Consider the following 25,112-nt stretch of genomic DNA (forward strand, 5'->3'; position numbering starts at 1 on the left):
GCCGCCGCCGCCGGCCTGCGGGTGCTGGTCGTCGACGACAGCGCCGCCGTGCGCGACGCCCTGCAGGCCGCCTGCGGCCACCTGGGCTGGGTCGCCGTCGCCGCCGCCGACGCCGTCACGGCGGTGGCGCTGCTGCAGGACAGCCGGCGCCTGGAGCGCCCCTACGACTTGCTGCTGCTGGACCGCGACATGCCGGACATGGACGGCGCCGCCATGCTGGGCTATATCCAGTCCGACCTGGCGCTGCCGCTGCCGCCGGTGCTGATGATGGTGGCCGAACACGCGGCGGCGGCCCAGGCCCTGCTGTCGGGCCGGCTGGGCGTGGCCGGCGTCCTGTCCAAGCCGGTCAGCCCGGCACGGCTGCGGGAGCGGGTCGCCGCGCTGGCCTCCGGCGCCGGCGGCGATGCCGGCATGGCGCCGCACCACCCGCATACGCCGCTGCATGGACGGCTGGACGGCATGCGCATCCTGCTGGTCGAGGACAATAAAATCAACCAGGAAGTGGCGCAGTACATCCTGCTGCACGCCGGCGCCAAGGTCGATACGGTGGCCAACGGCCAGCTGGCGGTCGACCTGCTGCGGGCCGATCCGCTGCGCTGCGACGTGGTGCTGATGGATGTGCAGATGCCGGTGCTGAACGGCTACGACGCCACGCGGGCCATCCGCGCCCTCGGCGGCGCGCTGGCGCGGCTGCCCATCGTCGCCATGACCGCCAACGTGATGGACGACGACCGCCGCCGCGCCGGCGAGGCCGGCATGGATGCGCACGTGGCCAAACCCATCGACGTCGAGGAAATGCTCGGCGTGCTGACACGGCTGGCGGGCAGCGGTGCGCGCGCCGCCGCGCCGCAGGCCGGCGCAGCCGCTGCGGCCACGGCCGGGCTGCCGGACCTGGCCGCCCTGCCGTCCCTGCCCGGCATCGACCTCGACGCCGCGCTGGCCCGGCTGGGCGGCAACCGCGAGGCGCTGCTGGCCTTGCTCAAGCGTTTCGAACAATCGCAGGGCGGCACCGTGACCGAGGTCAGGGCGCTGCTGGCGGACGGCCAGCGCCAGCAGGCCGCGCAAAGCCTGCACCGGCTGCGCGGCGTGGCCGCCAACCTGGGCGCCGGCGAGGTCGCCAGCCTGACCGCCGCCGCCGAGGCGGTGCTGCGCCAGGATCCCGACATGGCCCAGCTGCAAGCCGCGCTGGACCCGCTGGAGCGCCGCTGCAGCGCGTGGCGGCCGGCGCCCGCCAGCTGTCGGCCGCGGCCCCGGCGCCGGCCTCGGATATTCCCGTTAGCAACAATGTCGCGCACGACTTGCCGCAAAAGCTGGCGGAGTTACAAAGTTTGCTTCAGAATAACAACTTGAAAGCCTTGGAGCACTTCCAGCAGCTGCGGCCCGCGCTGGCGGCGGCGGAACCGGTCCGGGCGCTGGCGGAGGCGGTCGAAACGCTGAACTTCAAGGCGGCGCAAAAAATGGTGGAAGACATGTTGCAGCGAAAGGAAAGTGCATGAGTTGGACCGACCTGGCCAGGAATGGACGGATACTCGTGGTCGACGACGCCATGGAAAACATCCAGATCCTGCACCACGCGCTGCGCGACGAGCATGAAGTGCTGTTCGCGCTGGACGGCGAGAAGGCGCTGGACCTGGCGCTGGAGCAGCAGCCCGACCTGATCCTGCTGGACGCCGTCATGCCCGGCATGGACGGCTACGCGGTGTGCGCGGCGCTGCAGGCGTCGCCGCGGCTGCAGGACATCCCGGTGATCTTCGTCACCGCGCTGAGCCAGCCGGAAGACGAAACCCGCGCGCTGGAAGCGGGCGCGGTCGACTTCATCAGCAAGCCCTTCAATGTCGCGGTGGTGCGCGCCCGCGTGCGCAGCCAGCTGACCATCAAGCGCCAGGCCGACGCCATGCGCGAACTGAGCATGACCGACGGCCTGACCGGCGTGGCCAACCGCCGCAGCTTCAACGACACGCTGGACGCCGAATGGCGCCGCTGCGCGCGCGCCGGCCTGCCGCTGTCGGTGATCATGATCGACATCGACCACTTCAAGCTGTACAACGACCACTACGGCCACCAGGCGGGCGACCTGTGCCTGCAACAGGTGAGCGCGGCCATGGCGCGCTGCGCCTCGCGGCCGCAGGACATGCTGGCGCGCTACGGCGGCGAGGAGTTCATCCTGCTGCTGCCGCAGGAAGCGGCCGACGGCGCCGAGGTGGTGGCGCGCCGCATCCTCGACGAGGTGGGCAGGCTGGCGGTGCCGCATGCGGCCTCGACGACGGCGCCGCACGTGACGGTCAGCCTGGGCGTGTGCACGGTGCTGCCGCCGTTCGACGCCACCGACGCCAACGCCCTGATACGGCTGGCCGACAAGCAGCTCTACCTGGCCAAGCAGGGTGGCCGCAACCGCCACTGCACGGCCTTGGCGTCCCAGCCTTAGTCGCGCCGCATCAGGAACTCGGCGACGCAGACCGGCTTGTCGCCGCCCTCGCGCTCGACCACCACCGCCCACAGGATTTGCGCGCCGCCGGCGATATCGTCGATGGCGGCGATGGTCAGCCGCGCCCGCACCCGGCTGCCGGCCGGCACCGGGGCCGGAAAGCGCACCTTGTTCAGGCCGTAGTTCAGGCCCATCGTCATGTCCGCCATGTGCAGCGCGTTGACCAGCAAGGCCGGCAGCAGCGCCAGCGTCAGGAAGCCGTGCGCCACCGTCGCGCCGTAGGGCGATTCGCGCGCCGCCCGTTCGGGGTCGGTGTGTATCCACTGGTGGTCGCTGGTGGCGTCGGCGAACAGGGCGATGCGCTGCTGGGTGATCTCCACCCAGTCCGACACCGCCACCTCGTTGCCGATCTCGGCCTTCATGGCCGCCAGGTTGGCGAAGCTGCGCATCAGGAATGCTGCTGGAAGCCGCGCTGGGCGATGAAGCGCTCCAGGTGGTGGTCGACATCGCCCAGGGTCAGCTCGATCATCGCCAGCCGCTTGAAGTGGTGGGCGGCCAGCAACTCGTCGGTGACGCCCATGCCGCCGTGCAGCTGCACCGCCTGCTGGCCCAGGAACTTCGACGCCTGGCCGACCCGCACCTTGGCCGCCGACACCACGCGCCGGCGCTCCTCGGCGTCGCCGCAGGACATGCGGGCGGCCGCCAGCATCGCCATCGAGCGCGCCTGTTCCAGATGGATGTACATGTCGGCCATGCGGTGCTGCAGCGCCTGGAAGCCGCCGATCGGCGTGCCGAACTGCTTGCGCGTCTTCAGGTAGTCCAGCGTGGCGGCGAACAGCGCATCCATCGCGCCGACCGCCTCCGCGCACAGCAGGCTGGCGCCGTAGTCGGCCGCCTCGTCGAGCATCTCCCAGCCGCCGCCCAGCTTGCCCAGCAGCGCCGACGCCGGCACCGCCACATGGCTGAACTGCACGGTGGCGGCGCGCTGGCCGTCGATGGTGCGGTAGTCGCGCACGCTCACGCCCGGCGTATCGGCCGGCACCACGAACAGGCTGATGCCGTTGGTGTCGCGCTGGGCGCCGGCGCTGCGGGCCGAGACGATCAGCGCGCCGGCCTGGGCGCCGTGGACCACCACGGTCTTGGTGCCGTCGATGCGGTAGCCTTCGCCGTTGATGCTGGCGATGGTCTTGATGTCGGACAGCTCATGGCGCGAGTGCTTTTCGCCCAGCGCGCACGCCAGTTTCAGTTCGCCGCTGGCGACTTCCTCCAGCAGATGGTGCTGGTTGCCGGCCAGCTTGAGGAATTGCGCGCCCCAGACCGTGGCGAAGTAAGGCTCGACCACCAGGCCGCGGCCGATTTCCTGCATCACCACCCACAGGTCGACCGCGCTGCCGTCAAAGCCGCCCTGCTGTTCCGGCACCGGCAGCGCCGTCATGCCCAGCTCGACCAGCGTGCTCCAGGCCAGGTCCGAGACGCCGCTCTGCGAATGCACGATGCGGTGGCGCACGTCGAAGCCGTAGTCCTTGTCGACCCAGCGGCGCAGGGCGTCGGCGAACTGCTGCTGCTCTTCTTTCAAATTAAAATCCATCGCTGCCCCTTACAGTCCCAGGATCATCTGGGTGATGATGTTTTTCTGAATCTCGTTCGAACCGCCGTAGATCGACGTCTTGCGGAAATTGAAGTAGTAGCCGGCCAGCGGCGCGGCGGCGTCGTCGCCGGTGACGGCGTGGTCGGCCTTGCCTTCGAGGTAGTCGGTGTCGAAGGGCAGCGCGTCCGGGCCCAGGGCCTCGACCATCAGCTCGGTGAGCAGTTGCTGGATTTCCGAACCGCGCACCTTCAGCAGCGACGCTTCCGGGCCCGGCGCGTGCGACTCGCGGGTGATCACGCGCAGCACCGTGGTTTCCAGCGCCATCAGTTCGATTTCCAGGCTGGCCACCTTGGCGGCGTAGACCGGATCCTGCAGCAGCGGCTTGCCGTGCTTGTAGTGTTCGGAGGCGATCTTCTTCAGGAACAGCAGCTCGCGCTTGGAGCGGCCGACGGCGGCGATGCCGGTGCGCTCGTGGCCGAGCAGGTATTTGGCGTAGGTCCAGCCCTTGTTTTCCTGGCCGATCAGGTTCTGCACCGGCACCTTGACGTTGTCGAAGAAGACCTCGTTCACCTCGTGATCCTCGTCGAGCATGATGATGGGGCGGATCGTGATGCCGGGCGTCTTCATGTCGATCAGCAGGAAGGAAATGCCCTCCTGCTTGCGCACGGTGGTGTCGGTGCGCACCAGGCAGAAGATCATGTCGGCGTGCTGGGCCAGCGTGGTCCAGGTCTTCTGGCCGTTGACGAGGTAGTGGTCGCCGTCGCGTTCGGCGGTGGTCTTGAGCGAGGCCAGGTCGGAGCCGGAGCCGGGTTCGGAGTAACCCTGGCACCACCAGTCTTCGCAGCTGAGGATGCGCGGCAGATAGTGGGCCTTCTGCGCCTCGTTGCCGAAGGCCATGATAACCGGCGCCACCATGTTGACGCCGAATGGCAGGATGGGCGGCGTGCCGGCGCGGGCGCACTCTTCTTCCCAGATGTGGCGCTGGGTGGCGGTCCAGCCCGGGCCGCCGTGTTCGACCGGCCAGGCCGGCGCGGCCCAGCCCTGGCGGGCAACGATCTGGTGCCAGCGCACGTAATCCTGGCGGTTCAGGCGCAGATGGTTGCGGACTTTCTTTTGCAGGTCGCTGGGCAGGTTGGCGTCGAGGAAAGCGCGCACCGCATCGCGAAACGCCAGATCCGCCGCCGAGTAGTTCAAATCCATGCTGTCTCCATATTCTTATGACCCCGCTAAAAAAGCACGATCGTTCAAATAATTGTACCCGATATCCTGCCAAGTATTGTGGCATTTTTAAAGGGCGACAGAATGGCGCTGTTTGCAAAATCCGTGGGGTCAAGTCTGACATTCGGACACGAACTCAACCCTAGCGAACCGTTACGGTTGTGCTCGTGTCCAAATGTCAGACTTGACCCCGGGTTGTTATTTCATCGTGTAGCTTTGCTGCGCGGTGTCGACGGCGTAGTTATGCGCGGTGTCCCAGTAGGTGAAGCTGTAGTTCACCACGTCGCCGATCTTCAGGCCGCTCGCGGTGTAGCTGTTGACGCCGGCGTTCTGCGTCATCCGCACGTTCAGCTGGCCGCCGCCGTTGACGGTGTAGTGCACGTCCGCCCAGCTGCTCGATGCCAGCGAGAACTTCAACATCGTCGCGCTGGTTTGCTGCACGGCCGGGGTCGGAGTTGGCGTAGGCGTCGGCGTCGGCGTCGGCGTGGGTGTCGGAGTCGGGGTGGGTGTCGGCGTGGGCGTTGGCGTCGGGGTTGGCGTCGGCACGCCGGTATCCCAGACGATGTCGTCGATCGCCATCTGGAACGCCGAACCCGGCAGCGCGGCGCCGTCGCTGGCGATCTGGAACAGGTCCAGCATCGACTGCAAGGCGATCTTGCTGCCGGCCAGGTCGGCCACCGGTATCGTCGCCGTGCCCCAGTCGCCGTTGCGCACCAGGCCGTAGGTCGTCGCATTGGCCGGGAACTTCACCGCGTTCTGGTTGGTGTAGGTGTCCTGCACACCCACCGTGAACGCCACGTTGGCCGGGATCTTGATCTTCAGCTTCATCGTGCCGTTGCGGAAGTTGCTCATGTCCCGCGCCTGGCGCGACTCCACGCTGCCGCCGAACCACTGCCCCGGCGTGTTGAAGCTCCACGCCATCACATTGCCGCCCTCATACGGCGGCAGATTGCCCTGCGTGACGGAGGCGTTGTTCCACACGAAGATGTCGGAGGTGCTGCCCGCCACCAGCTTGTTGTTGACCACGGTGTTATCGGTGAAGACGCCGAACTTGCCCACCTCCGGCGTGCTCTGGCTGCCCAGCTTGACCGTGCCCTTGCCGTCCAGCTGGTACACGCGCACATAGTCGACATACATGGTGCCCGGCAGCGGCGCCGTCACCTGCGCCGGCGTGGCTGCGTCGGTGAAGTTGCCGCCCACGGCCAGGTTGAACAGCAGGTAGAACGGCGCCTGCAAGGAAGTCGAATTGACCGGCAGCGGATTGGTGTACATATCGCGCTCGACACCGTTGTCCACCACCGTGAAGCGCATCTGCGTATCGGTCCAGTACAGGCGGTAGATGACGAAGCGGTTCGCCAGCGACTGCGTCGGCGTGTACCAGTTCTTGGTCTGCCACGCGGTCGAGGCGGCGCAGCTCTCGTTGCCCGGCACGCAGGCGGCCTGCTGCCAGGTGATGACGTTGGAGCCGGCAAAATTATCGATGGCAGGGGTCGGACTGCCGGCCGCCGCGCGGCTGCTGGCCTTGTGGCCCATCTCAAGGATGTCGATCTCGCCGTTGCGCGGCCAGCTCTGCGGGCTGACGCCCAGCATCCACGCGGCCGGCCACAAGCCCGTGCCCAGCGGCGGCGTCGACATGCGGATCTCGACCATGCCGTACTGCAGCTGCACCTTGCCGAAGGAGCCGATTTTGCCGGAGGTGAAGACGTTGCTGCCCACCGTCTGGTTCTGCGCCTTGATCGCCAGCGCCCGCGTGTTCGGCTCGAACGGCACGTTGACGATGGAGAGATTGTTGGGGCTGTAGTACTCGAGCTCCTGGTTGCCGTAGCCGCACAGGTTGATCTGGCAACCGTTGCCGTCCACCGCCGTCCACACCGCAGTGTTGAGCGTCGTGCCGTTGAATTCATCGGACCACAGCAGCGGCCCGATGACGGGACTGGTGACGCTGGCCGACACTTGCGTGCCGTAAGCCATCAGGATGCCGGCGGCGACGGCGGACAGGACGAATTTCTGTTTTTTCACAATGTATGACTCCTCGTATCCATGCTTCCACAATTCGAACCGGACGGCCGTCCGGCCCGCACCTTCGCCGGCAACACCGGCTATTCCGCTTGCGGACAGGGAGATGGAACGCGGCGCGGCGCAGGAAAAAAACGGGCGCAGGGGCGCCATCGCTACGAGGCGTTTCTCTGGTACTTGCAGTCTCCGTGCCGGCCGGGTCGACGCCCGGACTCTGTGGCTGATTAAAATTGGAAACGATTCCAATTCCATGTCCAAAATATATTCTGATTAATATTTTTTGTCAACGCAGACGCGCAAACGTGCGCGGGTTTACCCCGCTCAGTCGACGGTGATCAGCAGATCGCGGCCCTTGCTGGCGGCGTTGCCGGCGTAGTCTTCGGCGGTGATGCGCAGGGTGTACTGGCCGGGGCCGAGGGCGCCGACCTTCCACGCGCCCGGCGTCAGCTTGCCGTGGATCAGCGTGTTGTTGATGGCGTAGGAGAAGCGCGTCTCGGCGGCGCCATGCACGGTGATGCCGCTGCTGCCCGAGTACGCCAGCTTGACCGCCTCGCGGTTGCGCGGCAGGCGGTCGTACAGCTGCGTGATCAGCGGCTGTTCCATGCCGGGGATCACTTCGCCGTCGGCATTGAGCAACTGGTAGCCCAGCTTGTACAAGCCCAGGCGGCGGCGGGCCTGGTTGCCGTTCATCTGGTCGAAGGCGTCGACGACGATCTGCACTTCGCCCAGGGCGCGCGGCACCAGCAGGCGGCCGTCGACCTTTTCCTTGAGCGGCTTGCCGCTGCTGTCGGTCAGCGCGACGGACTGGATCTGCGGCGCGATGGTGTCCTCCAGGTCGACGAACGGCAGCGTCAGCGGATTGAGGGCGTCGCCGTTCGGCTTGTAGTCCAGGTGCACATGGGCCATGCGGTTGACCGTGCCCAGCGTTTCGCCGACCACGAAGCGGGTGCCGCGCTTGACGCGCACGGCGGCCGGAGCGCCCTTCTCGTCCTTCAGCAACTGGAAGCGCGGGTCGAGCGGCTTGTCGTTGGCGCCACGGCCGACGCGCATGTGGATGTACTGCAGGCCGTCCAGCGACAAGCCTTCCGACAGCTCGCCATAGCTCCAGCTGGCGCGCGGATCGGCGACCTTGCCGGCGGTGACGGCCAGCACCGGCGTGCCGATGGCCGCCTGGACGTCGAGGCCGGAATGGAAATGGTCGCGGCTCTCGCCGTCGAAATTGCCGCGCACCTCCCCCATCAGGCCGACCACTTCATGCGCCTTGTCCTGCGGCTTGATCGGCCACAGCATGGTGGCGCTGTGCGACGGCGCAGGCGGCAGCGGCAGCTCCGGCGCGGCCGCCTGGCCGGCCAGCGCCAGCGCCACGTGGTGCAGGCGGAAGGTGGCGGCGTCGGTGACGAACAGCGAGCCGTCCCTGGCCAGCGCGAGGCCGCGCGGCGCGTAGAAACGCACGCTGCCGTCGGAGCCGTAGCCGGCTTGCGGCGGATGGTCGGCATCGTCCAAGGTCAGCACGTCGCCGGCCGGGCTGATCTGCGCCAGCCGGCCGTGGGCATTGCTGCTCGCGTACAGATAGCCGTCCGGCGTCAGCGCCAGCCCGACCGGCGCGCGCAGCAGTGCGGCGCGGTCGTCGTCATCGGCCTGCGCGACCGTGCCGACCTTGCCGTCCTTGCCCAGCTTGCGGATAGCGTGGTTGCCGGTGTCGGCGATGTACAGGTCGCCGGCGGCGCTGAGCGCCAGGCCGGTGGGCGTATCGAACAGCGCTTGCGCGGCGGCGCCGTCGGCCTTGCCGGCGCGGCTGCCGCCGGCGATGGTGGTGACGTCGCCGTTGGGCGCGATGCGGCGGATGCGGTCGTTGTAGGTGTCGGAGACATAGACCACGCCGGCCGCGTCCACCGCGATGCCGACCGGGCCGTTGAACTGGGCTGCCGCGCCGCGGCCGTCCTTGTCGCCCGGCAGGCCGTCGCCGGCCAGCGTGCTGGCCACGCCCTCGGGAGTCACCTTGCGGATGGCGTTGTTGCCGGTGTCGGCCACGTACAGATTGCCGGCGGCGTCGATCGCCAGGCCGGACGGGGTGTTGAAGGCGGCCGCCTTGCCCGCCCCTTCCGCATAGCCCTCGACCCCGCCGGCCAGCGTGGTGGTGCTGCCGTCCGGCGCGATCTTGCGGATGCTGTTGTTGTCGCCCCCGTCGGCCACGTACAGGTTGCCGGCGCCGTCGACGACGACGCCGAACGGATCGGCGAAGCGCGTGGTGCGGCCGCGGCCGTTGTTCGCACCCGGCATGCCGTCACCGGCGATGGCAGTGACGCGCGCGCTCCAGTGCGGCTGCGTGCCTTTGGCCGCCGCCGGCAGCGCCACGCCGGTGCTGGCGTCGCCGCCCGAATGGGTCAGGATATAGGCCGCTCCGCCCCCGCCCAACGCGCCGCCGAACGCCAGTGCCGCAGCGATTAACTTGAATTGGGTAGGAGTCACGTTGTGCAAGCCTAAAAGTTGATCTAAAGAAAATATCTTAACCGATCTTCTGTAGGCAAGCAAAAAAACAGGCAAAAAAAAGCCCGCTACAGGAGCGGGCTAAATCTATTTCCTTGGAGGAGATAGAGGAGACAGGTGAATGATGCTGCATCGCAGAATATATATCCAATTTATATTGGCAATACCAGAAATATCCACGATGAATAACTCGTAAAAAACCCCGCGGCCAGCGCGGGGTTTTTATGGAGCACGGCGGCTTACTTGCCCGTTTCCACCGCGTACGGCAGCACGCGCGACGCCATGCGGGTGTCGGTCTTGAGCAGGCTGACCTCGTCGGCCAGGATGTGCACCGCTTCGTTCAGCAGCACGTCCTTGGCGGCCTTGGCGGCTTTTTCCGCGTCCAGCTCGGCGGTCAGCGAGCGTTCGTCGCCCTGCAGGCCGTCGTCGGTGCGCAGCGCGCCCTTGACTGCCGCCACTTTCGGCGACGGCGCCGGCTTGCCGTTGGCCCCCTTGGCCGAGATCGCCTTGTTCAGCGCATCTTTCGGATCGGGCACCAGGATGGGATCGTCCGCGCCCGGCGTGGTCGACAGCAAACGCGCTTCGCGCAGCTTGGCGCGCGCTTCCTGGGTGTCGCGTTCCTTGCGGCGCGCGGTCTCGTTGAGCGAGATCAGGTTGTCCTTGCGCTGCTTCTTGACCAGCGCTATGTCCTCGGCCAGGTACTGGAAGTCCTTGTCCTTGGCCACGCGGGCCTCGTGCTTCTTGTCCAGCAGCGGCAGGATGTCCTTCAGGTCGCCGGTCGGGATGTAGGGCGCCGGCTTGATCGAGGTCCACGGCAAGGCATTGTCGTAGCTCGATTCGCCGAAGGTGTCGGAATCGCCCATGGTCGGCAGCTTGATGTCCGGCGTGACGCCGCGCAGCTGCGTGGTGCCGCCGTTGATGCGGAAGAACTGGGCGATCGTCATCTTCAGCTCGCCGTAGTGGACCTTGTCGCTCTGGGCGAAGCGGTCCAGGCCGAAGATGGTCTGCACCGTGCCTTTGCCGAAGCTCGGCTCGCCGATGATGATGCCTCGGCCGTAGTCCTGGATGGCGGCGGCGAAGATCTCGGAGGCCGAGGCCGAACCGCGATTGATCAGCACGCCCAGCGGACCGTCCCAGGCCATGCCGGCGTTGTTGTCGCTCTCGATTTCGATCTTGTTGTCGCTGTTACGCTGCTGCACCACCGGCCCCTTGTCGATGAACAGGCCGGTCAGCGCCACCGCTTCCGACAGCGAACCGCCGCCGTTGTTGCGCAGGTCGATCAGCACGTTGTCGACTTTTTCCTTCTTCAGCTCGCCCAGCAGGCGTGCCACGTCGCGGGTGGCGCTCTTGTAGTCCTTGTCGCCCTTGCGGCTGGCTTCGAAGTCCATGTAGAAGGTCGGCAGCGAGATCACGCCGATGCGGCGCTTGGCAGCGCCATCCTTCACTTCCAGGATGGATTTCTTGGCCGACTGCTCTTCCATGCTGATTTTCTTGCGCACCAGCGACACCAGCGTGTGCTTGCCGTCGACGCCGGCGTCGACCGGCTGGATGTCCAGGCGCACGGTGGAGTCTTTCGGGCCGCGGATCAGCGCGACCACGTCGTCGATGCGCCAGCCCAGCACCTCGGTCATCGGCGAGTTGTCGTCCTTGGCCACGCCGAGGATCTTGTCGCCGACCTTGATCTTGCCCGACAGTCCGGCAGGGCTGCCCGGCACCACTTCGCGCACCACCGTGTATTCGTCGCGGGTCTGCAGCACGCAGCCTATGCCTTCAAGCGACAGGCGCATGGCGATGTCGAAGTTTTCCGAAGCGCGCGGGCCCAGGTAGTTGGTGTGCGGCTCGATCGACATCGCGTAGGCGTTCATGAAGATCTGGAACACGTCCTCATTGGTCAGCTTGCGCGAGCGGCTGATGTAGTTCTCGTAGCGCTTGTCGAGCGTCTCGCGGATGCCCTTGTCGTCCTTGCCGGCCAGCTTCAGGCGCAGCCAGTCGTTCTTGACGCGCTTGCGCCACAGCTCCTTCAGCTCGGCGTCGCTCTTGACCCAGTCGGCCTTTTCGCGGTCGTACTGGTAGCTCTCTTCGAGGCTGAAGTCGGGCTTGGTCTTGAGCAGTTCGCGGGCGTAGGCGATGCGCTCGTTGAAGCGCTGCTGGTATTGGTTGTAGATGGCGAACGGCACGCTGAGGTTTTCGCCGTTGATGGCGTCGTCCAGGCGGGTGCGCACGATGCCGTACTGGTCGATGTCGGCCTGGGTGAAGAACAGTTTTTCAGAATCCAGCGACTTGAAATAGCGGTCGAAAATCTTTTCCGACATCGCATCGTCCAGCGGCGTGGATTTGTAATGCAGTTTGGTCAGCACCCGCGAGGCCCATACGGCCGCCTGGGCTTGGCCCGGCTGGGGTTTGAGTACGGTCTCCGCCGCCGCTTTTTCCGGCACGGCCGCGCCGGCCTGCACTGACAGTGCCGCTAATACGGCTACCAACAGCATTTGCTTCTTCATCGGCTTACTCCGAAACGTAGTGAATTCATTGATCGTCATGCGCAGCGCCTGGGCCTGCGTTTCCATTCTACAGGATAGCGCTGCTACACGGCTCTGCGAGTTTGCAGTGTCACCGGCCAAGCTTAAGGGTGGCTGAAATGAAACTAACTGAACGCCGGAGCGCCTGGCACGGCGACCTGCTTTACCGCCAACTTTTTGTTCAAGTCATTGTTTTCTAAAACAAAACTGCTTGGCGGCATGCACATTTATGTTGCAGTACGGCAAAAATGTGGTACTATACCGGTCTTATGTTTTGACGGCCCCGCCACGCATCACTCCGGCAGAGCCCGTACGCCTCGACTCGCGAGGCGCCTTGTCTATCAAGCAGCACGCCTCACGCAGTCGCTCCCCCGGAGCATGCTCGAACCAGAGCGCCCTCAATCCGCAGTACCTTGACTAAAAAAAACAATGCAAACCTTTACTATGAATCCCCGCAACTGGGGCGTCGGCACCAAGATTACCGTGTTCACGTTCGGCCTGATCGCCATCATCCTGGCCATGCTGCTCACCCTGATCAACCTCAGCACCTCGGCCATGCTCAAGGAGCGCGCCAAGGCCAACGTCGCCCACACGCTGAACGGCATCAGCAACACGGTGGAAGTGTTCAACACCGCCATGACCAATGAAGCGTCGAGCTTTGCGCGCCTGTTCGCGGCCGGCTTCGGCGACGGCAAGTTCACGCTGGACCCGGCCGCCACGGTCGACATCGGCGGCAAGCCGACGCCTTCGCTCAAGCACGACGGCAAGACGCTGAACCTGGACTTCGCCATTCCCGACAAGTTCACCGCAGACACCGGCGTGGTCGCCACCATCTTCGCCGCCAACGGCGACGAGTTCGTGCGCGTGAGCACCTCGCTGAAGAAGGAAAACGGCGAGCGCGCGGTCGGCACCCAGCTCGACCACGCCCACCCGAGCTACGCGCCGCTGCGCGCCGGCGCCAGCTACATCGGCCTGGCCACGCTGTTCGGCAAGCAGTACATCACCCAGTACGACCCGATCAAGGACGCCGGCGGCCGCGTCATCGGCGTGCTGTTCATCGGCCTGGACATCTCCAAGAACATGGCCATGCTGAAGGAAAAGATCAAGGCCATCAAGATCGGCGACACCGGCTACATCTACGTGGTCAACGCGGCGCCGGGCAAGACCTTGGGCACGGCGCTGGTCCATCCGGCCAAGGAAGGCGAGAACCTGATCGACAGCAAGAGCAGCGACGACCGCCTGTTCGTCAAGGAAATGCTGGAGGCCAAGGAAGGCTCGATGGCCTATGCCTGGGCCGACAACGCCGACGCCACTCCACGCGAAAAGATGGTCGAGTTCCACACCTTCAAGGCCTGGAACTGGCTGATCGTCGGCGGCACCTACACCGAAGAGATCACCCGCGAAGCCGGCCAGCTGCGCAACCGCTACGCCGCGCTGGGCCTGGTGTCGCTGGCGCTGTTCGCCGTCATCCTGTTCCTGCTGGTGCGCGCCAACGTCACGCGTCCGCTGGCGCGCGCCGAAGAAGCCGCCCGCCGCATCGCCAAGGGCGAGCTGGACGTGCAACTGGACATCCATAACAAGGACGAGATCGGCCTGGTGCTGCGCGCCCTCAACGGCATCAGCAACAACCTGTCGGGCGTGGTCGGCCAGGTGCGTTCGGGCGCCGAGCAGATCGCCACGGCCTCCAATGAAATCGCCGCCGGCAACCTGGACCTGTCTTCGCGCACCGAAGAGCAGGCGTCCAGCCTGGAAGAGACCGCCGCTTCGATGGAGCAGCTGAGCAGCGCCGTGCGCCAGAACGCCGACAACGCGGCCCAGGCCAACCAGATGGCGCTGGCCGCCTCCGGCATCGCCGCCAAGGGGGGCGAGGTGGTGGCGCAGGTGGTCGACACCATGGGTTCGATCAACCAGTCGTCGCGCAAGATCGTCGACATCATCTCGGTCATCGACGGCATCGCCTTCCAGACCAACATCCTGGCGCTGAACGCCGCTGTCGAAGCGGCACGCGCAGGCGAACAGGGCCGCGGCTTCGCAGTGGTGGCGCAGGAAGTGCGCAACCTGGCGCAGCGCTCGGCCACGGCGGCAAAGGAAATCAAGGCGCTGATCGACGACTCGGTGAGCAAGGTCGACATTGGCAGCAAGCAGGTTGCACAGGCCGGTTCGACGATGCAGGAAGTGGTGGTCAGCGTGCGCCGCGTAACCGACATCATGGCCGAGATCAGCACCGCCAGCGAAGAGCAGCGCGCCGGCATCGGCCAGGTGCACGAAGCGATCGCGCAGATGGACCAGGTCACGCAGCAAAACGCCGCGCTGGTCGAAGAAGCCGCCGCAGCCGCCCACGCCCTGCAGGACCAGGCGGCGGACCTGGAGCAAGTGGTGCGCATCTTCAAACTGGGCAACGGCCACGGCGCCGCAGCCCAGCCGCCGGCCCGCAGCCGCCTGGCGCTGAAGTAAAACCAATCCGGGGCGCGACCCCGGATTTTCTTTTGCCCTATAATTGTCGGATGGGTAAATTGTTCAAGCACCGGCGCAGTCACAGCCTGATCGTATGCATTGCGATTTTGCTGAACCTGCTCGCACCGGCGATCGGCCACGCGATGTCGGCGCTGACGCGCGATCCGCTGGTGCTGGAGATTTGCTCCGCAACGCCGGCCAGGCAAGCACCTGGCGACAGCGCTCCGCACGTGCTCAAGCACTGCGTATTCTGCGCCACCCATGCCGACACCTGCGCGCCACCGCCCGCTCCGGCCGGCCTGGTCGCCGTACTGCGCGGCCACGACGCCTACCCCGCGCCGCATTACTTCTCCCCCGCTCTTCCTTTCGTCTGGTCCGACGCGCAGCCGCGCGGGCCGCCCGCCCACTCTTGATGTTCCCGTAACCCGCATGCAGCGGCCACGCCATTCCGGCGACGGCCGGCGTGCGCCTACCGATCGTTACCCAGGACTCACCATGCAACGCCGCACCCTACTTACCGCGCTGGCCGCCATGGCGGCAGCGCCGCTGGCCGCCATGGCGGCAGCGCCGCTGGCCGCCCACGCCGCGGCACCAGCCTACACCGGCATCGACATCACAGGCAGCAGCATCGGCCCGGACTTCCGGCTGTTCTACGGCGACGGCAAACCGGCCTCGCTGCAGGACTTCAAAGGCAAATACGTGCTGCTGTTCTTCGGCTTCACGCAATGCCCGGACGTCTGCCCCACCGCTTTGTCGCGCGCCGTCGAAACCAAGAAGCTGCTCGGCGCCGACGGCGACAAGCTGCAAGTGCTGTTCGTCACCGTCGACCCGGAGCGCGACACCGCCGCGCTGCTGGCCGAATACATGCGCGCCTTCGATCCCGGCTTCGTCGGCCTGCGCGGCGACGCCGCACAGACAGCCAAGGCAGCCAAGGACTTCAAGATCTTCTACCGCAAGGTGCCCAGCGGCAGCTCGTACACGATGGACCACACGGCCATCACCTATGTGTTCGACGCCACCGGCAAGATCCGCCTGGCCTTCAAGCACGACCAGACCGCCCCGCAGTGCGCAGCCGACCTGCGCAAACTGATGCAACCCAAAAAAGAAACCAGCTTCCTGAAAGGACTATTCCAATGAAACGCATGATCTACCTGATGCTCCTCGCCGCCCTGCCCGCGTTCGCGCAAGTCACCGTCAGCGAGGCCTGGGTGCGCGGCACCGTGGCCCAGCAGAAAGCCACCGGCGCCTTCATGACGCTGACCGCCTCCCAGGACGCGCGCCTGGTCGGCGCCAGCTCGCCGGCGGCCGGCGTGGTCGAAGTGCACGAAATGAAGATGGTGGACGATGTGATGCGCATGCGCCAGATCGACGGCCTGCCACTGCCTGCCGGCCAGGCCGTGCAGTTGGCGCCGGGCGGCTACCACCTGATGCTGATGCAGCTGAAGCAGCCGCTGGCCGACGGCCAGAAAATCGCGCTGACGCTGGAGTTCGAGGATGCCAGACACCAGCGCAGCACCATCGAGCTTGAAGCACCGGTGCGGCCGTTGAACGCGGCCGCCGCCCACCACTAAAACCAGGTGGCGATCGCCCACCAGGCCAGTCCGCCGATCAACAGGTAGGGCCAGGAACGGAGGGCGATCTTCCAGTCGACCGCAGAAGGCCAGCAGGCCAGGAATTGCGGCGCCACGGCAAACGCCAGCGCCACGTCTACCCACTGGAAATGCAAGCCAGTGCGGGTGCGCCACCAGGCCACCACGAACGGCAGCAGCACCACCACGAACGGCGCCAGCGCGGACGGCGCGGCGTTGTACCAGCGCACCCGCGTCAAGCGCACCGAACCGAGCTCCCAGCCCTGCCCGATGCGGCGCGGAATCACGGTGAAGGCGGCCGGCCGCGCGTACGTGACCAGGCCGGCGACAAAATGCGCCAGCTCGTGGCAGATGGTGCCGGCTACCGTGAACAGGAAAAAGAAAGGATGCCGCGCCGACAAGGCACGGATCAGCAGCGCCAGCACTAGCGACGGCGCCAGGTACAGCAGGATGTCGCGGTGATGGCACAACCACGCCGGCGCGAGCGTACTACATTCAAACAGGCTGCTCATGGCCGCATCGTCGCACGGCGGCGGGGCGGCGTCAATTGCACACAATACAGTTGTACGACGTCTGACATCTAAGTTATGATCGTTTAAAAACCACCATAGCAAGGAGACCGCATGACATCGCAGCCCACCAAAGCGAGCCGGGTACGCTGGCTGATACTCGCCATCCTGTTCGCCGTCACCACCATCAACTATGCCGACCGCGCCACCATCGCCATCGCCGGGCCGGAACTGAAGAAGCTGCTGGGCCTGTCGCCGGTGCAGATGGGCTTTGTGTTCTCAGCCTTCGCCTGGTCCTACGTGCTGGCGCAACTGCCCGGCGGCTGGCTGCTGGACCGCTTCGGCTCCAAGCGCACCTACTTTTTCAGCATCTTCCTCTGGTCCAGTTTCACGATGTTGATGGGCACCGTCGGCTTCCTTGCCGGCGCCGCCGCGGTCACGACGCTGTTCTGCCTGCGCCTGCTGATCGGCGCCGCCGAGGCGCCCTCCTTCCCCGGCAACAGCCGGCTGGCCTCGGCCTGGTTCCCGACGACCGAACGCGGCACTGCGGCGGCCATCTTCAACTCGGCCCAATACTTCGCCACGGTACTGTTTGCGCCGCTGATGGGCTGGCTGGTCCACAGCTTCGGCTGGGAAAGCGTGTTCTACGTGATGGGCGGCCTCGGCATCGTCATGGCCTTCGTCTGGCGCAAGACGGTCTATGGCCCGAAGGACCACCCGGCCATCAACGCGGCCGAGCTGGCCTACATCGAAGCGGGCGGCGCGCTGGTAGATTTGGAAAGCAAGGACAAGGTCGCCGCCACCACGACACTCGACACCTGGTCATGCATCCGCCAGTTGCTGGGCAACCGCATGCTGCTGGGCGTCTACATCGGCCAGTACTGCATCAACACGCTGACCTATTTCTTCCTGACCTGGTTTCCAGTCTACCTGGTCAGCGAGCGCCACATGACGATCCTGAAGGCCGGCTTCGTCGCCGCGCTGCCGGCGGTGGCGGGCTTCCTCGGCGGCGTGCTGGGCGGGGTGATTTCCGACCGCATGATCAAGTCCGGCAAGTCGCTGTCGATGGCGCGCAAGACCCCCATCGTCGGCGGCATGCTGCTGGCGATGTCGATGATCGTCTGTAACTATGTCGACGCCGACTGGCTGGTGGTGCTGGTCATGTCGCTGGCCTTCTTCGGCAAGGGCATCGGCGCGCTGGGCTGGGCCGTGGTGGCCGATACCTCGCCCACGGAAGCCGGCGGCATGAGCGGCGCGCTGTTCAATACCTTCGGCAACACGGCCGGCATCACCACGCCCATCGTGATCGGCTACATCTTGCAGCAGACCGGCTCGTTCGCCGGCGCGCTGGTGTTCGTCGGCGCCAACGCTGCCGTCACCGTGCTGTGCTACGTGCTGATGGTTGGCGAGAACAAGCGTTTCGAATTCAAGACGCCGGTACTGCGCCGCGTCGCCGACGCAGCACCGGCCGCAAGCGCTACTGCGCCGTCAGCGACCACCAGTTGATGTTCCAGCCGCCGGCGCGGGCGAAGATCGCCAGATCCTGCTGCCCTGCCGTCAGGTAGACGGCGCCGGTGATCGTGGTCCAGTTCTGCCAGCCGCCGGTGTTGGGCACCGCCAGCGCGACCAGGTCGGTGGCGTTCTTGCTCAGCACCAGCTGGCCGCTGCTATTCGGGCTGGCGACGCGGAATTGCAGGTTGTACCAGCCCGTCTTCGGCACGTTGATCGGATAGCTCATCCAGTCATTGGTGTCGATGTTGCCGACATTGAAGCCGCCGCCGGCGTCGCTGGTGGTTTCCATGCGCATGCCGCTGTGGTTGCCGAACATCTCGGCCTCGATGCGCTGCCCCGCTTCGGCCTTCCAGTTCATCCAGTAGGCGATGCTCTCGTTGCGCACCAGCGCCTGCGTGCCGAAGCTGCGGAAATAGCTTTCGATGGCGGCGTTGGTGGCGCTGCCCACGTCCAGCGCGCCGAAGCCGCCGCCGTTGCTGCTGTTGGACACCATGCCCCAGCCCCACGAGCTGGTGTCGCCGCTGGAACCGCCATAGCTGACCGTCTTGTACGCCCAGTTGGTCGCGGCCCAGCCGTACATATTGTAGATGTCGTAGGTCTTGCGGGTGATCTGGCCGCCGTAGCTGCCGGTCAGCGTCCACGGCTGGAACTCGCCGATCAGGAACGGCGTGTTCAGCGCCGTCAGCTTGTTGTTCCAGTCGCAGGTCTCGCCGGCGCCGCTGGCATTGCAGTGCAGCCAGTTGGCGTGCATATTGGCTTGCGCGGTGGCGCCCTGCACTTCATTCCATCCCCACAGGCCCGGATAGAAGTGCATCCAGAAGGCCACGTTGCTCAGGCCGCGCGTGTTCGGATTGCCGTAGGCGTCGATGCCGGAGTTGTGGCCCGGCAGCAGGATCACATGATTGGCGTCCTTGGCCCGCACCACGTTGAACAGCTCGTAGGCGAAGTTGGCCAGCGTGGTGGCGTCGGTGCCCCACGGTTCGTTGAGCAGGTCGTAGGCCGCCACCGAAGTACGGTTCTTGTAGCGGCTGGCGATCATGTCCCATAGCCACTTGGTGCGGTCGCGGTGGTGTTGCTCCACATCTGGGCCGCGCCGACGCAACCGTCGTGCTGCTCGCTGGCCGCCGCCTGGCCGCCGACCGCGCCGTGCAGGTCGAGGATCACGTACATGCCGCGCTTCTCGGCCTCGTTGATGGCGTAGTCCAGGTATTTCCACGCATCGGGCCGCAGCGTGTACGGATGGGCGTCATCCTCGACCAAGCTGTACAGGAACGGCACGCGCACCACGTTCATGCCCATGCCCTTCATCAGGTCGAAGTCGCGGCCGCTGATCCAGCTGTCGCGGAACACCGACATCAGCCGCTCCTTCTCCGCCGCGCCGAAGCGGCCGGCGAGCGCCGTCTCCAGCGTGCACTGGTCGCCGATGCCGGCGCCGTTGTTGGACAGGTTGGAATTCATCATCCACATTTCCAGCGCCAGCCAGTTGCCGAGATTAACGCCGCGCAGGTTGACGCGGTTGCCCGCGCCGTCGACCCAGTACTTGCCGTTCTGCCGTATCGCCGGCAGCGTCACGCCGGTGGTCTCGGGCGTGAAGTTGATCCAGTTGAGGTTGAAGCCGCCCGCGCGCGCCTGCACTGTCAGGCTCTGCGGGCCGGCGGCCAGGAACACATGCGCGTACACCGTGGTCCAGTTCTGCCAGCCGCCGGTGTTGGGCAGCGCCGTGGTGTCGCCGATGGCCTTGCCGTTCTGCGCCAGCACCACCTGGCCGCCGCCGACCGCCGAGGCCACGCGGTACTGCACCGTGTACCAGCCGGCGCTGGCGGGATTGACCGAATAGGTCATGCTGTCGTTGGTGTCGATCCAGCCGACGTCGCTGCCGCCGCCGGTGTCGGTGGTGGCCTCGGTGGCGACGCCGGCCATGCTGACGTAGCTTTCCGCCTCCAGCTTGCCCGGCAGCGCGGTTTGCGCGGCGCCAGCGCCGGCAGCCGCCAGCCCGGCAAGGGCCAGCATCCATTTGACGCTGTGATGCAGTGTTGTCTTCATGTAGTCTCCAATGTTTTTTTGTGATGAAGAACCGCGGTACAAAATATGGAAGCGCTTCCACAATAGATTGGAAACGTTACCAAATTTGTATGAAAACTATACCACGATGGTTGCGGGCGTCAATCCCGATGTGTTGCCGCGCGCGCGATGCGGAAGGTGTCGCCGTGTGCGTCGCTGGCCAGCAGCGCTTGCAGGTGGCGCTCCGCGCGCGGCGAAATAATGGACAGCACATCGCGCGGCGCGACCGTGGCCGGGGCGTCGCTGAAATCGACGAACAGCACGCGGAAGCGCAGCTGGCCGGTGGTCTGCAGGCGATCGGGCTTGCGCGGAAAGCCCAGGCCGACGTCGGTACGCAATTGCATTTCGGGCAGGCGGCACGCGGCCAGCGGATCGGCCGCCGAGGCTGGCGGCGCCAGCACGGCCGCCAGCAACGCCATCGCGCCAGCCGTGCGACTAGCCGCGCGACTAACCCTCATGCGCCGCCGCCGGCGACCGCCGCCACGCTGCTGTCGTGGGAAAAACCATGCTGCTGCAGGATGGCCACTAGCTCCGCCGGCGGGCTGCCCAGCCTGAGGTTCTCGGCGATCCAGTCGCGCCAGGCCGGCGTGACGTCGAACGGCTCCGGCGCCAGCTCGATGCCGGCGATGATGCGCGCCAGCAGGCCGTTGATGCGCTTGGTGTCGATCAGGTGCTGCACCACCGCATGGCCGGAAAACGGAAACGGATACAGCGTGCAGTTGCCCGCCGCCGCCAGCCGGTGCGCGTGCATGGCGTCCAGGTTGACCGACTCGGTCGCATCGTCGCGATCCGGCTTGGTGCCGAACACGATGTGCAGCTGCGTCCGCCCGCCCCGCTCGCGGCCCAGCGCCGCCAGGTCGTAATAGCCCGACGGCGGCGGTTGCTGTGCCAGCGCCCGCATCACGGCGATCCAGCGGCGGTCGTGGTACAGCAAGGCCTGGCCCACATCGAGGAAGGACAAGGGACCGAAGGCGACCACCTGCTCCACCCCCAGCAGCAGCCCGAACATGACGGCCGCATAGCCGCCCATCGACTGGCCGATGGTGACGACCTTGCTCGGCCGTATCGCCGCCACCAGCGCGCGCAGCGTCTCGACCGTGTCGTCCGGATGCTCGCCCAGTCCGGCGATGGCGCGGTGGTACCAGCTGTTGCCGGAATCGCGCACGAGTATCTTGTTGAGGTGTCGCCCGCTGGCTTGCTCCAGCTTTTTCAGGCGCCCATAGAAATCGAAGTCCGGCCGCGCATCCCAGGACACGAAGCCGAAGGCGATCACCAGGATCTCGCCCGGCACCACGCGGTCGATCAGCACATCGTCGGTGCTGGTTTTGACGCGCCGGTTATCCAGCGCGGGCACATCGGTGATACTCAACGACATGGCCGGCGCTCCCGGGCTGAAAAAAGTTTAGTGGTTGTCGGTGTAAAAACAGCGGCCGCAAGCCTGGCGGTAGCTGTCGTTGCCGCCAATGCTGATCTGCTCGCCTTCCTTGATGCGCCGGCCGTCCTGGTCGACGCGGATATTCATCGTCGCCTTCTTGCCGCAGGTGCAGATGTTCTTCAACTCTTCAATATCGTCGGCCAGCGCCAGCAGGTAGGCCGAACCGGGGAACGGCTCGCCGCGGAAGTCCGTGCGCAGGCCGTAGGTGATGACCGGCACGCCGCGCACCTGCGCCAGCTGGTGCAACTGCTGCACCTGGGCCGTGCTGAGGAACTGCGCCTCGTCGATCAGCAGGCAGGCGATCTTCTGGTCGATGCAGACCAGGAAATCGGTGTCGGCGTCGAACACTTCCGTCTCGCGCTGCGGGCCCAGCCGCGACGTCACATGGCCCACGCCGTAGCGGTTGTCGATGGCGGCGGTGAACAGGCGCACCTGCTGCCCCTGCTCCTCGTAATTGTGCGCCACTTGCAGCATCGCGGTGGACTTGCCTGCGTTCATAGCAGAATAACGGAAATAAAGTTTAGCCACTACTACCCCTGATTGAAGAGCGCGATTATAAACCGTCCCCCGCGAAAAAGGCGCATACTTGCCTTTCCAGCAGCACGGTGAAAATGATAATTTTTTTCATATGCAAACTCGGAAACATTCCTTTCCAGCGGCGACAGAGCGGCCTACCATCCGCTCTTTTCAAAAAAGCACGAGCGGACACAATCCGCCCGCGCCGACATCCTGCAAGGAGCACTTCATGCCTACCCCCGCATTGTTCAACCTCATCGGCAACACGCCCTTGGTCCCCGTCACCCGCCTGGACACCGGCCTGTGCCAGTTGTTCCTCAAACTGGAATCGCAGAATCCCGGCGGCTCGATCAAGGACCGCATCGGCCTGTCCATCATCGAAGCGGCCGAGGCCGATGGCCGTTTGCAACCCGGCGGCACCATCATCGAGGCGACCGCCGGCAACACCGGCCTGGGCCTGGCCCTGGTCGGCCGCCTCAAGGGCTACCGCGTGCTGCTGGTGGTGCCGGATAAAATGTCCACCGAAAAAGTGCTGCACCTGAAGGCGCTGGGCGCCGAGGTGCGCACCACCCGCTCCGACGTCGGCAAGGGCCATCCCGAGTACTACCAGGACTACGCGGCGCGGCTGGCGCGCGAGCTGCCGGGCGCCTTCTTCGCCGACCAGTTCAACAACCCGGCCAACCCGCTGGCGCACGAAACCACCACCGGCCCGGAGATCTGGGAACAGACCGGCCATGAGCTCGACGCCATCGTGGTCGGGGTCGGCTCGTCCGGCACCTTGACCGGCCTGACCCGCTACTTCCGCCAGGCCGCGCCCAACGTGGAATTCGTGCTGGCCGATCCGCAGGGCTCCATCCTGACCGAATACGTCGACACCGGCCGCGTCTCCGACACCAGCGGTTCGTGGGCGGTGGAAGGCATAGGCGAGGACTTCATACCCGCCATCGCCGACATGACCGGCGTGCGCAAGGCCTACACCATCAGCGACCAGGAAAGCTTCGACAGCGCCCGCGCCCTGCTGCGCGCCGAGGGCATCCTGGGCGGCTCGTCGACCGGCACCTTGCTGGCCGCCGCGCTCAAGTACTGCCGCGAGCAGACCACGCCCAAGCGCGTCGTCACCTTCGTCTGCGACACCGGCACGCGCTACCTGTCCAAGGTCTACAACGACGGCTGGATGCACGACCAGGGCCTGCTGCAGCGGCCGCCGCTGCACGACCTGCGCGACCTGATCGGCCGCCGCTTCGACGCGGGCGAGGTGGTCAGCGTGGCGCCGGGCGACACCCTGCTGACCGCCTTCAACCGCATGCGCAGCACCGACCTGGCGCAGCTGCCGGTGATCGAGAACGGCAAGCTGGTCGGCATCATCGACGAGTCGGACCTGCTGCTCAAGGTCGACAACCACGCCGAGCAGTTCTCCAGCCTGGTCGGCACCACCATGACATCGCGGCTGGAAACGCTGCACCCGAGCGCCAACGTACAAGCGCTGCGCAGCACGCTGGACCGCGGCCTGACCGCCGTGGTCGCCGAGGGCGACACCTTCTATGGCCTGATTACCCGCTTCGACCTGCTGAACCACCTGAGAAGGACTTTATCTTGAACGACCATAAAAAAGCCCACCTGGCCACCCGCGTGATCCACGGCGGCCAGTCGCCCGATCCGAGCACCGGCGCCATCATGCCGCCGATCTACGCCACCTCCACCTTCGTGCAGGACAGCCCCGGCGTGCACAAGGGCCTGGACTACGGCCGCTCGCACAACCCGACCCGCTGGGCGCTGGAGCGCTGCGTGGCCGACCTGGAAGGCGGCGCGCAAGGTTTCGCCTTCGCTTCCGGCCTGGCGGCGATCTCGACGGTGCTGGAACTGGCCGACGCCGGCTCGCACATCATCGCCGGCGACGACATGTACGGCGGCACGTACCGCCTGTTCGAGCGGGTGCGCCGCCGCAGCGCCGGCCACGACTTCACCTACGTCGACCTGACCAATCCGGAAAACCTGCTGGCCGCGATCCGTCCGGAGACCAAAATGGTGTGGGTGGAAACCCCGACCAATCCGATGCTCAAGCTGGCCGACCTGAAGGCCATCGCCAAGATCTGCCGCGAGCGCGGCATCATCGCCGTGGCCGACAACACCTTCGCCAGCCCGCTGGTGCAGCGGCCGCTGGAGCACGGCTTCGACATCGTGGTGCACTCGACCACCAAGTATTTGAACGGCCACTCCGACATCATCGGCGGCATCGCCGTGGTGGGCGGCGAGCCGCACCAGCAGGCGTGGTGCGAGCAGGTCGGCTTCCTGCAGAACTCGGTCGGCGCGATTGCCGGCCCGTTCGACAGCTTCCTGGCGCTGCGCGGCGTGAAGACGCTGGCGATCCGCATGGAGCGCCACTGCCGCAGCGCGCTGGACCTGGCGCACTGGCTGGAGCAGCAGCCGGAAGTGCGCAAGGTCTACTATCCGGGCCTGGCCTCGCATCCGCAGCACGAGCTGGCCAAGCGCCAGATGGACGGTTTCGGCGGCATCATCTCGATCGACCTGAAGACCGACCTGGCGGGCGCGCGCCGCTTCCTGGAAACCTGCTCGGTGTTCGCGCTGGCCGAAAGCCTGGGCGGCGTCGAAAGCCTGATCGAGCATCCGGCGCTGATGACGCACGCCACCATCCCGCCGGAAACGCGGGCCAAGCTGGGCATCGGCGACGGCCTGATACGGCTGTCGGTGGGAATCGAGGATATAGAGGATTTAAGGGCCGATATTCGCCGCTCGCTCGATGCGATTTAGGTGCTAGTATCCGGGAA

Annotated in this window: 22 protein-coding genes; 10 read left to right on the forward strand and 12 right to left on the reverse strand. The window is 66.0% G+C overall.

The genetic code is table 11. The features are described from left to right. The 3 genes from DUGA2_RS30080 to DUGA2_RS30085 form a co-directional block, all read left to right on the forward strand. Positions 1 to 1,350: response regulator (locus DUGA2_RS30080; protein WP_229214803.1), on the forward strand; the 1,350-nt coding region annotated here is incomplete at its 5' end. Continuing rightward, positions 1,347 to 1,496 carry a hypothetical protein gene (locus DUGA2_RS34665; RefSeq protein WP_229214804.1) on the forward strand — a complete coding sequence of 50 codons (150 nt, stop codon included), beginning with the start codon at positions 1,347 to 1,349 and terminating at the stop codon, positions 1,494 to 1,496. The genes DUGA2_RS30080 and DUGA2_RS34665, both read left to right, overlap by 4 nt. Further along, positions 1,493 to 2,425 (forward strand): diguanylate cyclase domain-containing protein, encoded by a 933-nt coding sequence (locus tag DUGA2_RS30085; RefSeq protein ID WP_070273010.1) that lies wholly within the window; start codon positions 1,493 to 1,495, stop codon positions 2,423 to 2,425. Before DUGA2_RS34665 ends, DUGA2_RS30085 begins: the two co-directional genes overlap by 4 nt. On the opposite strand, the gene DUGA2_RS30090 is transcribed toward DUGA2_RS30085, so the two are convergent. The 6 genes from DUGA2_RS30090 to DUGA2_RS30115 form a co-directional block, all read right to left on the reverse strand. Next, positions 2,422 to 2,874 (reverse strand): MaoC family dehydratase, encoded by a 453-nt coding sequence (locus tag DUGA2_RS30090; protein WP_070273011.1) that lies wholly within the window; start codon positions 2,872 to 2,874, stop codon positions 2,422 to 2,424. The genes DUGA2_RS30085 and DUGA2_RS30090 overlap by 4 nt on opposite strands. Continuing rightward, positions 2,874 to 4,013 carry an acyl-CoA dehydrogenase family protein gene (locus tag DUGA2_RS30095; RefSeq protein WP_070273012.1) on the reverse strand — a complete coding sequence of 380 codons (1,140 nt, stop codon included), beginning with the start codon at positions 4,011 to 4,013 and terminating at the stop codon, positions 2,874 to 2,876. The genes DUGA2_RS30090 and DUGA2_RS30095 overlap by 1 nt, the downstream gene beginning before the upstream one ends. 9 nt (positions 4,014 to 4,022) lie before the next feature. Further along, a complete protein-coding gene (locus DUGA2_RS30100) occupies positions 4,023 to 5,213 on the reverse strand; it encodes an acyl-CoA dehydrogenase family protein (RefSeq protein ID WP_070273013.1) in 1,191 nt (396 codons plus the stop codon). A gap of 216 nt (positions 5,214 to 5,429) precedes the next feature. After that, positions 5,430 to 7,250: a family 16 glycosylhydrolase gene (locus DUGA2_RS30105; protein WP_071659001.1), complete on the reverse strand. Its 1,821-nt coding sequence runs from the start codon at positions 7,248 to 7,250 to the stop codon at positions 5,430 to 5,432. A gap of 318 nt (positions 7,251 to 7,568) precedes the next feature. Further along, positions 7,569 to 9,716 carry a gluconolaconase gene (locus DUGA2_RS30110; RefSeq protein ID WP_229214805.1) on the reverse strand — a complete coding sequence of 716 codons (2,148 nt, stop codon included), beginning with the start codon at positions 9,714 to 9,716 and terminating at the stop codon, positions 7,569 to 7,571. A gap of 257 nt (positions 9,717 to 9,973) precedes the next feature. Continuing rightward, the gene (locus DUGA2_RS30115; RefSeq protein ID WP_070273044.1) at positions 9,974 to 12,232 is read right to left on the reverse strand and encodes a carboxy terminal-processing peptidase; all 2,259 of its coding nucleotides are present in this window, start codon (positions 12,230 to 12,232) and stop codon (positions 9,974 to 9,976) included. A 447-nt stretch (positions 12,233 to 12,679) separates the two neighbouring features. Between DUGA2_RS30115 and DUGA2_RS30120 the strand changes: the two genes are divergently transcribed. The 4 genes from DUGA2_RS30120 to DUGA2_RS30135 all read left to right on the forward strand — a co-directional run bounded on the left by DUGA2_RS30120 (position 12,680) and on the right by DUGA2_RS30135 (position 16,275). Then, a complete protein-coding gene (locus DUGA2_RS30120; protein WP_070273015.1) occupies positions 12,680 to 14,704 on the forward strand; it encodes a methyl-accepting chemotaxis protein in 2,025 nt (674 codons plus the stop codon). A 50-nt stretch (positions 14,705 to 14,754) separates the two neighbouring features. Next, complete coding sequence (locus tag DUGA2_RS30125) at positions 14,755 to 15,117, forward strand: DUF2946 domain-containing protein (RefSeq protein WP_070273016.1); 363 nt, start codon at positions 14,755 to 14,757, stop codon at positions 15,115 to 15,117. Positions 15,118 to 15,199: 82 nt separating this feature from the next. Next, positions 15,200 to 15,841 (forward strand): SCO family protein, encoded by a 642-nt coding sequence (locus DUGA2_RS30130; protein ID WP_070273017.1) that lies wholly within the window; start codon positions 15,200 to 15,202, stop codon positions 15,839 to 15,841. Next, the gene (locus DUGA2_RS30135) at positions 15,838 to 16,275 is read left to right on the forward strand and encodes a copper chaperone PCu(A)C (protein WP_070273018.1); all 438 of its coding nucleotides are present in this window, start codon (positions 15,838 to 15,840) and stop codon (positions 16,273 to 16,275) included. The genes DUGA2_RS30130 and DUGA2_RS30135 overlap by 4 nt, the downstream gene beginning before the upstream one ends. Here the strand turns inward: DUGA2_RS30135 and DUGA2_RS30140 are convergent. Further along, the gene (locus tag DUGA2_RS30140; RefSeq protein ID WP_070273019.1) at positions 16,272 to 16,805 is read right to left on the reverse strand and encodes a hypothetical protein; all 534 of its coding nucleotides are present in this window, start codon (positions 16,803 to 16,805) and stop codon (positions 16,272 to 16,274) included. The two genes, DUGA2_RS30135 and DUGA2_RS30140, sit on opposite strands and share 4 nt — an antisense overlap. Before the next feature lie 111 nt (positions 16,806 to 16,916). Here DUGA2_RS30140 and DUGA2_RS30145 point away from each other — a divergent pair, with 111 nt between their 5' ends. Then, entirely contained in the window at positions 16,917 to 18,308 is a 1,392-nt protein-coding gene (locus DUGA2_RS30145; protein WP_070273020.1) for an MFS transporter, read from the forward strand. On the opposite strand, the gene DUGA2_RS34875 is transcribed toward DUGA2_RS30145, so the two are convergent. The 5 genes from DUGA2_RS34875 to DUGA2_RS30170 all read right to left on the reverse strand — a co-directional run bounded on the left by DUGA2_RS34875 (position 18,280) and on the right by DUGA2_RS30170 (position 22,338). Continuing rightward, positions 18,280 to 19,395, reverse strand: coding sequence for a cellulase family glycosylhydrolase (locus tag DUGA2_RS34875; RefSeq protein ID WP_141753430.1), 1,116 nt, complete (start codon positions 19,393 to 19,395; stop codon positions 18,280 to 18,282). The two genes, DUGA2_RS30145 and DUGA2_RS34875, sit on opposite strands and share 29 nt — an antisense overlap. Then, positions 19,350 to 20,357 (reverse strand): carbohydrate-binding protein, encoded by a 1,008-nt coding sequence (locus DUGA2_RS33240; RefSeq protein ID WP_070273022.1) that lies wholly within the window; start codon positions 20,355 to 20,357, stop codon positions 19,350 to 19,352. Before DUGA2_RS33240 ends, DUGA2_RS34875 begins: the two co-directional genes overlap by 46 nt. A gap of 119 nt (positions 20,358 to 20,476) precedes the next feature. Continuing rightward, complete coding sequence (locus DUGA2_RS30160) at positions 20,477 to 20,833, reverse strand: hypothetical protein (protein ID WP_141753431.1); 357 nt, start codon at positions 20,831 to 20,833, stop codon at positions 20,477 to 20,479. After that, on the reverse strand, positions 20,830 to 21,750 hold the full coding sequence (locus tag DUGA2_RS30165) for an alpha/beta hydrolase (protein WP_070273024.1): 921 nt from the start codon (positions 21,748 to 21,750) through the stop codon (positions 20,830 to 20,832). The genes DUGA2_RS30160 and DUGA2_RS30165 overlap by 4 nt, the downstream gene beginning before the upstream one ends. A 27-nt stretch (positions 21,751 to 21,777) precedes the next feature. Beyond that, on the reverse strand, positions 21,778 to 22,338 hold the full coding sequence (locus DUGA2_RS30170; RefSeq protein ID WP_070273025.1) for a thymidine kinase: 561 nt from the start codon (positions 22,336 to 22,338) through the stop codon (positions 21,778 to 21,780). A 217-nt stretch (positions 22,339 to 22,555) separates the two neighbouring features. Between DUGA2_RS30170 and DUGA2_RS30175 the strand changes: the two genes are divergently transcribed. Both DUGA2_RS30175 and DUGA2_RS30180 read left to right on the forward strand, forming a co-directional pair. Further along, a complete protein-coding gene (locus tag DUGA2_RS30175; protein ID WP_070273026.1) occupies positions 22,556 to 23,923 on the forward strand; it encodes a pyridoxal-phosphate dependent enzyme in 1,368 nt (455 codons plus the stop codon). Further along, entirely contained in the window at positions 23,920 to 25,095 is a 1,176-nt protein-coding gene (locus tag DUGA2_RS30180) for a PLP-dependent aspartate aminotransferase family protein (RefSeq protein WP_070273027.1), read from the forward strand. The genes DUGA2_RS30175 and DUGA2_RS30180 overlap by 4 nt, the downstream gene beginning before the upstream one ends. Positions 25,096 to 25,112 lie beyond the last annotated feature (17 nt).

Source organism: Duganella sp. HH101 (assembly GCF_001758795.1).
GTDB classification, from domain to species: domain Bacteria; phylum Pseudomonadota; class Gammaproteobacteria; order Burkholderiales; family Burkholderiaceae_D; genus Rugamonas; species Rugamonas rivuli.

Bases quoted from the DNA above. Each gene is read 5' to 3' on its own strand.
- DUGA2_RS30085 (WP_070273010.1), top strand. From the start codon at position 1,493: ATGAGTTGGACCGACCTGGCCAGGAATGGACGGATACTCGTGGTCGAC.
- DUGA2_RS30090 (WP_070273011.1), bottom strand. From the start codon at position 2,874: ATGCGCAGCTTCGCCAACCTGGCGGCCATGAAGGCCGAGATCGGCAAC.
- DUGA2_RS30095 (WP_070273012.1), bottom strand. From the start codon at position 4,013: ATGGATTTTAATTTGAAAGAAGAGCAGCAGCAGTTCGCCGACGCCCTG.
- DUGA2_RS30100 (WP_070273013.1), bottom strand. From the start codon at position 5,213: ATGGATTTGAACTACTCGGCGGCGGATCTGGCGTTTCGCGATGCGGTG.
- DUGA2_RS30115 (WP_070273044.1), bottom strand. From the start codon at position 12,232: ATGAAGAAGCAAATGCTGTTGGTAGCCGTATTAGCGGCACTGTCAGTG.
- DUGA2_RS30120 (WP_070273015.1), top strand. From the start codon at position 12,680: ATGCAAACCTTTACTATGAATCCCCGCAACTGGGGCGTCGGCACCAAG.
- DUGA2_RS30125 (WP_070273016.1), top strand. From the start codon at position 14,755: ATGGGTAAATTGTTCAAGCACCGGCGCAGTCACAGCCTGATCGTATGC.
- DUGA2_RS30130 (WP_070273017.1), top strand. From the start codon at position 15,200: ATGCAACGCCGCACCCTACTTACCGCGCTGGCCGCCATGGCGGCAGCG.
- DUGA2_RS30135 (WP_070273018.1), top strand. From the start codon at position 15,838: ATGAAACGCATGATCTACCTGATGCTCCTCGCCGCCCTGCCCGCGTTC.
- DUGA2_RS30140 (WP_070273019.1), bottom strand. From the start codon at position 16,805: ATGAGCAGCCTGTTTGAATGTAGTACGCTCGCGCCGGCGTGGTTGTGC.
- DUGA2_RS30145 (WP_070273020.1), top strand. From the start codon at position 16,917: ATGACATCGCAGCCCACCAAAGCGAGCCGGGTACGCTGGCTGATACTC.
- DUGA2_RS33240 (WP_070273022.1), bottom strand. From the start codon at position 20,357: ATGAAGACAACACTGCATCACAGCGTCAAATGGATGCTGGCCCTTGCC.
- DUGA2_RS30160 (WP_141753431.1), bottom strand. From the start codon at position 20,833: ATGAGGGTTAGTCGCGCGGCTAGTCGCACGGCTGGCGCGATGGCGTTG.
- DUGA2_RS30165 (WP_070273024.1), bottom strand. From the start codon at position 21,750: ATGTCGTTGAGTATCACCGATGTGCCCGCGCTGGATAACCGGCGCGTC.
- DUGA2_RS30175 (WP_070273026.1), top strand. From the start codon at position 22,556: ATGCCTACCCCCGCATTGTTCAACCTCATCGGCAACACGCCCTTGGTC.